At 61.3% G+C, this 9641-nt stretch carries 16 protein-coding genes; all 16 read right to left on the reverse strand.

Annotation, left to right across the window (positions count from 1 at the left end):
• Positions 1-63: 63 nt before the first annotated feature.
• Positions 64-537 carry a hypothetical protein gene (locus ACM62Q_RS06895; RefSeq protein WP_415034913.1) on the reverse strand — a complete coding sequence of 158 codons (474 nt, stop codon included), beginning with the start codon at positions 535-537 and terminating at the stop codon, positions 64-66.
• A 3-nt stretch (positions 538-540) separates the two neighbouring features.
• Positions 541-738 (reverse strand): hypothetical protein, encoded by a 198-nt coding sequence (locus tag ACM62Q_RS06900; protein ID WP_415034915.1) that lies wholly within the window; start codon positions 736-738, stop codon positions 541-543.
• A gap of 92 nt (positions 739-830) precedes the next feature.
• Positions 831-1040, reverse strand: a complete 210-nt coding sequence (locus ACM62Q_RS06905) for a hypothetical protein (RefSeq protein ID WP_415034917.1) — start codon at positions 1038-1040, stop codon at positions 831-833.
• Positions 1034-1723, reverse strand: a complete 690-nt coding sequence (locus ACM62Q_RS06910) for a BRO family protein (RefSeq protein ID WP_415034919.1) — start codon at positions 1721-1723, stop codon at positions 1034-1036. The genes ACM62Q_RS06905 and ACM62Q_RS06910 overlap by 7 nt, the downstream gene beginning before the upstream one ends.
• Positions 1724-1967: 244 nt before the next feature.
• Entirely contained in the window at positions 1968-2654 is a 687-nt protein-coding gene (locus ACM62Q_RS06915; RefSeq protein ID WP_415034921.1) for a hypothetical protein, read from the reverse strand.
• 41 nt (positions 2655-2695) lie between these two features.
• Complete coding sequence (locus tag ACM62Q_RS06920; RefSeq protein ID WP_415034922.1) at positions 2696-3160, reverse strand: Mor transcription activator family protein; 465 nt, start codon at positions 3158-3160, stop codon at positions 2696-2698.
• A complete protein-coding gene (locus ACM62Q_RS06925) occupies positions 3153-3656 on the reverse strand; it encodes a phage protein GemA/Gp16 family protein (RefSeq protein ID WP_415034923.1) in 504 nt (167 codons plus the stop codon). Before ACM62Q_RS06925 ends, ACM62Q_RS06920 begins: the two co-directional genes overlap by 8 nt.
• Positions 3657-3725: 69 nt before the next feature.
• On the reverse strand, positions 3726-4001 hold the full coding sequence (locus tag ACM62Q_RS06930) for an HU family DNA-binding protein (protein ID WP_415034925.1): 276 nt from the start codon (positions 3999-4001) through the stop codon (positions 3726-3728).
• Between the two features lie 245 nt (positions 4002-4246).
• Positions 4247-4774, reverse strand: coding sequence for a host-nuclease inhibitor Gam family protein (locus tag ACM62Q_RS06935; RefSeq protein WP_415034927.1), 528 nt, complete (start codon positions 4772-4774; stop codon positions 4247-4249).
• An 8-nt stretch (positions 4775-4782) separates the two neighbouring features.
• Entirely contained in the window at positions 4783-5286 is a 504-nt protein-coding gene (locus ACM62Q_RS06940) for a hypothetical protein (protein WP_415034929.1), read from the reverse strand.
• A gap of 1 nt (position 5287) precedes the next feature.
• Positions 5288-5422 (reverse strand): hypothetical protein, encoded by a 135-nt coding sequence (locus ACM62Q_RS06945; protein ID WP_415034931.1) that lies wholly within the window; start codon positions 5420-5422, stop codon positions 5288-5290.
• Positions 5410-5760: a hypothetical protein gene (locus ACM62Q_RS06950; RefSeq protein WP_415034933.1), complete on the reverse strand. Its 351-nt coding sequence runs from the start codon at positions 5758-5760 to the stop codon at positions 5410-5412. Before ACM62Q_RS06950 ends, ACM62Q_RS06945 begins: the two co-directional genes overlap by 13 nt.
• Positions 5750-6085: a hypothetical protein gene (locus ACM62Q_RS06955; RefSeq protein ID WP_415034935.1), complete on the reverse strand. Its 336-nt coding sequence runs from the start codon at positions 6083-6085 to the stop codon at positions 5750-5752. The genes ACM62Q_RS06950 and ACM62Q_RS06955 overlap by 11 nt, the downstream gene beginning before the upstream one ends.
• The gene (locus ACM62Q_RS06960; protein ID WP_415034937.1) at positions 6082-6669 is read right to left on the reverse strand and encodes a hypothetical protein; all 588 of its coding nucleotides are present in this window, start codon (positions 6667-6669) and stop codon (positions 6082-6084) included. The genes ACM62Q_RS06955 and ACM62Q_RS06960 overlap by 4 nt, the downstream gene beginning before the upstream one ends.
• Positions 6669-7361 (reverse strand): AAA family ATPase, encoded by a 693-nt coding sequence (locus ACM62Q_RS06965; RefSeq protein WP_415034939.1) that lies wholly within the window; start codon positions 7359-7361, stop codon positions 6669-6671. The genes ACM62Q_RS06960 and ACM62Q_RS06965 overlap by 1 nt, the downstream gene beginning before the upstream one ends.
• 157 nt (positions 7362-7518) lie before the next feature.
• Positions 7519-9636, reverse strand: a complete 2118-nt coding sequence (locus tag ACM62Q_RS06970) for a Mu transposase C-terminal domain-containing protein (RefSeq protein ID WP_415034941.1) — start codon at positions 9634-9636, stop codon at positions 7519-7521.
• Positions 9637-9641: the final 5 nt, after the last annotated feature.

Raw genomic sequence — 9641 nt, forward strand, 5'->3', positions numbered from 1 at the left:
GAACTGCACAAAACAAAACCCCGCACTCGGCGGGGTTGACTGCACCTTAAGCGAGGCCCGCGCCTATTTGGCGCCCAGGAAACGCTCGATGGCTTCGCGCATCAAATTTTCAGGGCCTTTTGAGGCAACCCAGACCAGGCCGGCAGCGCCAAGCGTAACCAGAGACGCAACCAGGCCCGCTACGAGATTCTCAAAAACCGACTTCGAGAACGGCTTGTTTACGGCATTTACGATTGCATCGTCACGCAACTGGCGCTGGTATTCGCCAACCTTGTGATACAGCGCCTGATCAAGAAAACGATCCAGCACCTGAACTGCTTGTTCGCGATAAACATGATGCTGTGATGCCATGTTTGTAAACTTTGAGAACCCGGCCTCTAGCTCTTCCTCGGTTGGATCAACATTGGCGTGCTCAGCACGGAATTTTTCGATCCATTCAATCTTTTGGCGCTTGTACAGGGTGTAAGCCACCATGCCAACCAGGTCGTTATCTGACTTGACCAGCGCCTCAAATATGAAGTTATAGCGCTGGGCCACGAATCAAACCTCTTCCAAGGCCTTACGCGCCTCAGCAAAGGCACGATTGATTTCTTCACTGGAAAGGCGCGAAGAAACCGTGGTTGCGCCGATTTTGCAAACATCCCCGGCGGACGCTGCAGAAATTACCTGAGGCCGGCGCTGCATCGCCTCATTGGCACGCAGCACATCATTTTTCGTAAAAATACTAGGCGTTTTCATACGGCGTGATTCTCAGCCAATCCACCGCTCAATGCAACAAACGTCCACAAAAAACCCCGCACTCGGCGGGGTTGGAACGGCGCGAGCGCGGCCTAGATGCCGGCGCGTTCGTGGGCGGCTGCGGCGGCGGTCAGGCAGATGGTGACGGCGCTGAGCAGGTTGGCCAGGCGGTTACTGCGCTCGGCGTCGGGCCCCAGCCGGATTTCATCCTGGGCCAGATCGGCGACGGCCTGCGCGGCGGCGGCACAGGCGGCGGCCTCGCTCAGGTGGCAAAACGCCTCGTGCGGCAAATCGTTCAGCATGCCTGACCTCCCAGCGCCAATTCACCCTGCTTGGACGGCACGCCGTGGCGGTCACGGTACACAATCTGGCGGATATGGTTCAGCGTCTTGCCGGTGCGCCGCGCAATCTCATCACGCGGCACGCCCTGCGCTTCCAGTTCCAGCACCAGCGCCTTGGCGTCAGCTGCCGCCTGGTTCTTGTGTATGCCGGCGAGACTGCCCAGCGCCCGCAGATGGCCCCGGCGCGCCGTATCCAGCCGGTTGTAAAGCGAGAGAATCATGCTGTTCTGGGCGCGCAGCTCATCGCGCAGGCTGCCGATTTCACGCGCCAGTGCCAGATCAGCAGCAGGCGGCGCCGCCACCACAGCCACCGGCTGACCCGCCAGCGTTTTCGAGGCCCAGGCGCGAAAGTCTTTGGCGCGCGGCGTGTTGGCAAAGAAGCCGAGTTTGATGCAACCGGTGGCGGAGAAGATGCGGGTTGGGCGCGGCCTTCCGTCACGCGCCGTCAAATTGACGGTGCGTGAATCAGTGTCAGAAAACTCGTCGCCGTGGCGCTCGAAAATCTTGGTGATTCGGTTGCGAGCGTTCGACTCATCGTAGCCTAGACACTGCCCGGCCTGTGATGCAGTCAGCCATTTCTGGCCGCTGTGATCGATAATGGAAAGCGGCATGCCGTTGAATTCGGCGGAAACAATATGGTCCATTCTTTGGTTCCTTTTGAGGGACAACCCCGGATGGCGGGGCGGCCAGGTGCTCAAAACCTGCCAAAGTCAGGCGGACGTATTCCCCCCTTGCGGGAGTATTGTATTAGTCACACACCCGGCCATAGGAAACCTATGGACGTAAAAAAACCGCAAATCTCTCGGGCGCGGAACCGCTTTGGGCAAGGTGTTTTGAGCACCGCTCCAGATTCTGCGCCTGATTTACCACTGATGTCAAATACGAGCCTCACCCTATCATCTGCGTTCTAATACCGGTCCAATCCCCGGGAAAAAGCGGGGGCAGGCGCATCTTGTTTTCCGGAGGGAAGCTCCAGCCCTTGGCCAGCTTCTTTGCAACAGGGCAGCTTTTGAGATCATCAAGACATACCCGCCATTTAATGATGTCGCTGCTTAATAACTCGACGATTTGATCGTACCGATACAAGTTGTTTGCTCGATGAGCGATGGCGCCTGCAAGCATCGTTCGTTTCGCAGTAACCCTAGCCCTGGCGGCACCCAACTCCGCTTCACGGCTCAAACCAGCAGCAATGTCTGCGACTTGCGCCCATTTCACCTTGCGTACCAGAGCAAAACGCAACTCTGCGACTTTTTTCACGCCAACGATGCTTATGTTCAAGTCTCGTGCCAATGAGCGCAGCTTGGGAGCGGTCAGCGACCTTAGTACATCGCTGACCTTTTTGTATGACGCTGGGCCATATTCATAATCCACCCATGCTTCAGGCCATTCCCCGGTAATCTCAAAACGCTCTTTCCACTCGTCGAACCAAGGCCAATCAAAATCATTACAACCAAGAAAAGACAACAAGGAATCTCGTCCGCCAAAAACTGCCGCATCAGCGATTTCTTTCCACAAAGCTTTTGGGATTTTTGAACCAACAAGAATGTGCTCAGCGGCCTGAAGGTTGTAGTCCATGCCTAGCCTCTCGCGTTATATGCAAAGCAATCGATTCTGCATCAAAACAGCACCCCTTGCCCACTTTGGCGCAACGGCATGGCCTCGGGGTCGTCGCCGCCTTTCAGGATGTAGTACACAGAGCGGCGCGACACGCCGTAGCGGTAACACAGTTCTTCCACGTTGACCCCCGCGTCAAAAGCCCTGCGAATATCACGGTTCCGCGCCCGCGCCATGGCGGCGGCGCAGCGCGGCACTTCAAAAATACCGCCCGCAATCGCCCGATACAGCGCCGCCGCGCCATGCTCTCCCGCAAGCTCCGCGACCCGCGCATAACGCGCATCCGCCTTCTGTGAGTGCTGTGGGCCGCGCTTTGGGCTATAGATACGAGCACCAGGCATCTCCCGGATCATGCTGATCGCGCCCTGCCAACCTACCCAGCGCACCAGGTCACGCGCCGAGGGAGGCAAATCCATCTCACACACCGCCAACTCACCAGCAACAGCCGTTGCCGAATGCTTAACCATAATTTACCTCCTTTGCCCCGGCCTTTTGCGCAGCCGCCGCGCCTTCGTCCTCATGCCGGCGCACAAACATTTCCAGCGCCTGCACCACTTTGCGCAGCTGCTCCGCAGAGCAGAATTCCAGCGGCTGCTCCGTGCCGCGCATTTGCTTGGTCACGCCTTCGATGTAGGCCTTGCTGGCCAGCGCCACCGGCGGCGACAGGAGCGGGCCAACCCGCTCTGCCAGGCGGTAAATCTTCTTCGCCACCACTTGCCGTTCTGCCGTCAAGCGGAACACGAAGCGCCATTCACCGCCTTGCTGCGCTTGGGCTACTTTTCGCCCACGGTTCAGGTGATCCAGCACTGTGTTCAGATCCGTCATACCCATTTCGCGCAGGCTGTATTTCCCAGTCAGCTGTTGCTGCATAGCGCGGCGCGCAGCGTCGTCGATACCCAGCACCCGACACGCTGCGTGGATAGCGCGGATGCGGTCGGCTTGTTGATGTCCGGCTAGGCTCATGATCTTCTCCAGTTCTAAAACCACCTCCAGAAACCCCGTTTTAACGGGGCTTGAAGCGGGGGTTTCGGGTTAAGCGGCAAGCGCCTCGGTCAGTACCTTGCCGGCCTTGAACTTGACGCTTTTGCGCGCCGGGATCGTCATAGCTTCGCCGGTCTTCGGGTTGCGACCAGGGCGCTCCGCTTTCTGCACTGCCACCAGCTTGCCCAAACCAGGCAACACCGCCTCACCCTCTTCGATCAGTGCGGCGGCGATGAAGTCACCAGCAGTTTTCAGGGCGTCCTCGACAGCCGTTTTCGGCAGTCCGGTAACCTGGGCGGTTTTGTTAATCAGTTCGGATTGGTTCATGGTGTTTCCTTTCAAGGTGATAAAAAAAGTGATTGGGATCGGTTTCATTACGCTCTGCTCATCATTCCGCTACCCCTTTGCAACGCTGTAGCCGTAGAAAACGCCGCACGCAGCAGGGACCAGGCTAAACATCAGGACGAAACTGGCCTTTTGCCACGACACGCCTTCCACTCCGGCAATGAAAAAAGAAACCCATACGACAGCGGCAACAAGTGGCGCCATTTCAATTCGTACCCAGTGCGCCATCACACTCCCTCCGCCAGCTCAGCCTCAAACGGCTGCACGATGAAATCCTCGCCCTGGATGATCGAGATGCCGGGCACATTGACCACAGCTTCCGGCTCATTGAGGATGGCCTCTTTGTTGACTTCATCCTTAACGCGGATGAAGCGCGCCAAGCGCATCCGGCGCAGGGCATCGAGCACGGCGGCCGGGCCGGTGATACGCACGCTCGGCGGGCGCAGACGCCAGACCAGTTCACCAGTCGTCAGCGCCGCCGTCTTGACCTTACCGTTTTGCGTCAGCACATCACGGTTGGCTTCGGCCCAAACGGCAATGCCGTCTGTCAGCGCCTGGCGCTGCGCGCGCAGCGGCTCGGCCAAGGCTTCGTGGCGCTCCTTGATGGCCGCCAGTTCGTCATTCATGTCCGCTTCCAGCCGGGACAGGTCGCGGGACAGCCGGCCAATGGTGGCGACATCCGCCGCCGCAGCCTCACGGGTTTGCGGTACGCGCACGGCGACAGCGGGTGTTTTGATTCGGGTTTTCTTTGCCATGATGCCTCCTAGAGTTGGCAATAGGTTTGCAGGGTGCGGCGCATGGACAGCGGGCCTTCGGGCGCCACCAGGGCGCGCCCGGCTTCGGTGAGCAGCCATGCGCCGGAGTTGTTTTCTTCTTGGACGATGAGGCCCTGCCGCGCCAGCCTCGGCAGGTGCGCGCGGGCGCCATCGCCGAAGCGCTCGATGAGTTGATTTACTTCGATGCGGCCGCATGCCCGCATGGCCAGCAGCGTTTTGTGCGCGGTGCCGCCGACCGTCACGCCAAACGCCTCATCCTTCTGGCGGCTTTCGCCAAAGCGCACCGCAAACGATCTGCCGCGCGCGGCGGCCACCGGGCCCACCCCCACCCCTTGCGCAACGAGGTAACGGATGTGTGAATCGATTGAGGTGTAGGGGCGTTCCAGCAGGTCGGCAATCTCCCTGCGCGTCCGCCCTTCAGCCACCAGCGCTTTCAGTTTGCGGTCCTCATCCGGCGTCCATTGCCGGAGCGTGTAGGTTTTCTTGGCCATGTCAGCGCTCCGATTTGGCCCAGGCCAGATGCCAGGAGTAATTGAGGTGGCGGTAGTAACGCAGCGCCAGCGACAAGCGGCGCAGCACGCGCAGCGGCAAAGCCACGAAGCGAACCAGGGGTCTCAATGCACGCATACTTCCTCCCATTCGATACGAATACCAAAGCGCTCGACAAACCAGATGTGCGTCACCAGCGCACCATCGCGCCGCTGCTTGAGCCACAGCGCATCACCAAACAAGGTGCGCAAATAGCCGCTGGGGGCCACCTGCACCGTCACCACATCAACCCCGGCCGCGTTCCTGCGGCCAGCAAAGCCGATCACATACACCCCGTTCTGCAGCAGATACGCCACCGCCTTCTGCAGGCCACCCAGCATCGCTTCCGACCTTTCGACCGCCGCCGCGCGCTTGTTCATTTCAGGGCCGCGCATCAGTACCTTGCGCGCCGGTCTCTTCATCGTTTCAGCCCTCATGATTCACTCCTTTCGGTTTATGTGAGCACGCCTGACACGCTGACCACCAGGCCAGCCGGGCAGCGCCGCCAAACGGGCGCGGTGCCAGGGCTTTTTTCTTGCATAACTCCGGCGTCACCACTTCTCCGGTATGCGGACACTCGCGCACCAGAAAGGCGTTGAGAATCGCCGCTTCGATCTCGCGCACTTCGCCATACGTCCCCAGCAAGTAGCGCGACACCGCCGGGCGGCTATAGCCAATAGCTTCCGCAATCGCCTGCCGGCTCTGGCCAGAGTTCAGCAAGGCTAAGCACAGGGCCATGGCGGGGCTTTGCAGGGCGCTCATACCCCCTCCCCGGCCGCCTCGGCACGCGCAAACATCGCGTAGGTCTTGTTCAGATTAGGGTCGTACACCACCCCCATCGAAGGCCGTACCACCGGCGCCAGGCGCCCGTTATCACGGGCCAGAAAGTAGCGTTTGCAGCCGTTACTGGTCGGTGCGCAATGCGCCGTGCGCTGCTGTTTCGCGGTCACGAACCCGGCGCGCTCCAGCGCCAGCATGTAGCGACTCAAGTTGCCCACCGCGTCCTTTTCGTGGCCATCAGCAAGCGTCGCCGCCAGCTCCTGCAAGGTGGCGCTCTTGCGCGCACGCATCACCCACCACACCCGCTGACGCAGCCCCCGCGCCGCCTTGCGCGGACGCGGCGTCGCCTGCCCGCCCTGGATCACCTTGCCACTCTCCACCCAGGCCGCGCCCGCTTCGGTGATGGCGTACGCACCACGCGCCTCGATCATCACCAGGCCGCGCTTTTTTAGCTGCTGCACACTGTTGATGACTGCCTCGCGGTCACGGTCAAGTGCCCCGGCAAGCGCGGCCAGGCCGGTTTTTCCGGTGTAAATCAGGGACAGAACCTCTTGCGCGATTCCCATTAGCGGCCACCTTTCGACTTGAGGATTTTTTCCCAGTCCTGACACAGCGGCATGCCGGCCACATCCGCCAGCGCCAGGCGGGTCTTGCCCAGGTTTTCCGCCGCCCTTTCCAGGTTGGCCAGTGCGTCCGCAATCAGCCGGTAACGGTGGCCGCTTTGCTTGTGCACCTCCGCCACCAGGTCGTCGTCAATATCAACCTCGCACAGCTCGCGGGTGTACTCCGCGGTGTCTTGCAGCGACGGCGGCTGCAGGTCGCACACGCAGCCAATCCGCGTCTTGATGTGCTCGTACTTTTCCAGCAGCCGGCTTTCCGAGCTGTGGCAGACAATAATCAGCGTGGTTTGCGCCTTTTCGGCAATCCGGCGCAGATATTCGATGCACTCCGCCTTGTTGTGGAAAGCGTGCTGGCACTCATCCAGGATGATCGCGCGCGGCTCGCCGCCGTTGGCAAAGTAATCCACAAAGGCCACGTCCTCGGCAAACTTCCCCTTGGCCCGCACCCCGGTTTCAGCCAGCAGGGCATCCCGCACATAACGCGGGCTCATCCCCGGCATGCCTTCCAGGAACACCGCGTCATTCAGGCTGCCCCAGTTATCCACCGTGCGCGTCTTGCCTACGCCCGGCTTGCCGATCACCGGCAAAATGCAGCGCTCAGGCGACGCGCGCCCGGCCAGCATCGCCGCTGCCGTCACGAACCGGCGGTGGTTTTCTGTTTTTACAAAGTGGTGCTTCATCTTATACACTCCCTTTCTGTGGTGTTTTACGGTGCTTCACGGTGTTTCGCGGGGTTCCCCACTTGCTGCAAATGACCCCGGCTAGCGGCAACTGGCCGGCGGTCAACTCCCTGGTTTAGCCCATCAGGGCATCGCCTTTATTCCGGTTATCCTTGTCCATCTCGGCAATTTCGTCGGCATACAGCCAGGCCGCCATTTCCAGCACGTCCATATCCTTTTTGCGCTGCGGCTTCGCTTCCGCCGCCGCTAGCGCTTCGTCGCTCAGGCGTGGCATCAGGTCGATCTCCGCCGCCTGCGGCTCCGGCAGCACGTCGTACACGTCACCCAGCTCAGCCTGCGCCTCGGCGATGATCTTTTGCCCGCGCCGAATCTTTCCGTCGGCCCGGCTCTTGCGGTCCATGTCCATCCCCGACACCGGGAACGCCTCGACCCGGTGGCCGTGCCACTCCGCCTCGCCCAGCGCCGTGCCGTCCAGACGGAACAGCCATACCCGCTTGGCGTCGTGCAGGTCATAGCGCACCCGCACCTTTTCCCGCTCCGCCAGCACATCCACCAGGTCACGCCGGAAATACTCATTGCCAAACAGCTGCACCACCCCGCGCGAAGGCGAGCGCAGCACTTCCGGCATCCACAATTCGTTCAGCTCGCGGTCATTCGGGCCAAAGACGATGGAATCCCGGTCAATCCGTTCCTGATACACATCCTCCGGCGCCTTCCCGCCCAGCTCGCGGTGCGCATGGTTCAGGTTGTAGTCATCCACCACCCGCGCCAGATCGTCGATCAGTTCCCGAAAACTCGGAATCCGCACCCCGCCCTGGTCCTTGCGGTTCAGCAGCTTCAGCATCTTGGTCGTGGCGTTTTCATCCGCGCCGCGCCAGGTGCAGGTGGGGTAAGTGCGCGCCAGTGGAATCGTCACCACCTGCCACAGCCGTTCCAGAATCCCCCGCGCCTGCGGGTTGCCCGGAATCCCCGTTTCGTGCCGAATACCCTGCCGCGCCAGCGTCCCGGCAATCGGGCAGTCAATGCGCTTGCCCGTCTGGCCGCTGCCGTTGTCCGAGTAATAAACCAGCGGCCGCGCCCGCGTCTGCATCTGCGCATGCCGGAAAGCATCCGAAACCGCCAGCGTCGATTCCGACAGCGCCACTGACCAGCCCACGATCTTGCGACTCACCCAGTCAATCACCATCGTGATTTCCGGCGTAAAAGGCTGCCCGTGAATCGGGTGCTGCACCTTGGCCTTGAAGCTATGCCCGTCACCCACCCAGATATCATTGGCAAAGAACATCGACACATCGCGCTCGACGTACGGCTTCAAGCTGCGCCAGGCGCTGCCCGTTACCCGGCCCCGGTACTTAACCGTCACCGGCAATTCGTTTTCAATGCGCGTCACCGTGCTGTAGCTCACCTCCGGCAAGCCGTTTTCAGCCAGGTACGGCACCATCTTTTTATACACATCGGTCACCGGCGGCTGGTGCGGGTCGCAGAAAAACCGCAGAAACGCCGCGACATGCGCCGGGTTATGCCCGGTTTTCTCCCGCTTGCCGGGCACCAGAAACCGCCCCACGTCACCCACCTTGCGACCCGCCTCGAAAAAACCGAACATCCGCTGCAAACGCCCCGCTAGCGCCTGCTCGCCACCCAGCGTCGGCGCGCCTTTGCGCGGCTTGCTGTAGGTCAGATAAGCCGCCGCCACCAGGTCGGCGTGCGCCTCACCCGCCACCAGCCGCGCCGCCAGTCCAGCACACGCCCGTTTCACGGAGCACTTCGTTGCCGCCACGGCATCCTCGATCGCACGGCACAAAATCACCCCCGCGTCGCGCTGGGCACGCTCCTTGTCGGTCAGCGCCGCATCGGCTTTGCCCGCCCGCACCTGCCCCCGCACATCGGCCACCGCCGGCAGGTCCGGCACGCTGCCGGGAACCAGGGCGGTTTCAGGGCGGGGCGCAGGCGGTGACACATGCAGCGCCGCGTGCAACGCGGCTTCTGCCGGGCCGCGCACCGCCACCGCCTTGCCTTTTACCAAGATGGATTCCGGCAGCGCCGACACCAGCCAGGCGTTTTCCGGGCGACCGGATTCCGGCTTGATCTGGCCGGACGGAGCCGGGAAGTCTGGATGGTCGGTGTAACGGCTGAAGGTCTGTTTCGGACACCCCATCGCCGCCATGATCGCCTTCGTCCCCAACCAACCCAGGCCCAGCGCCTCGGCTGCCGTCACGGTTCTGATTTCCGCCATGATCG

The sequence above is a fragment of the Azonexus sp. genome (genome assembly GCF_047638095.1).
Classification (GTDB): Bacteria; Pseudomonadota; Gammaproteobacteria; order Burkholderiales; family Rhodocyclaceae; genus Azonexus.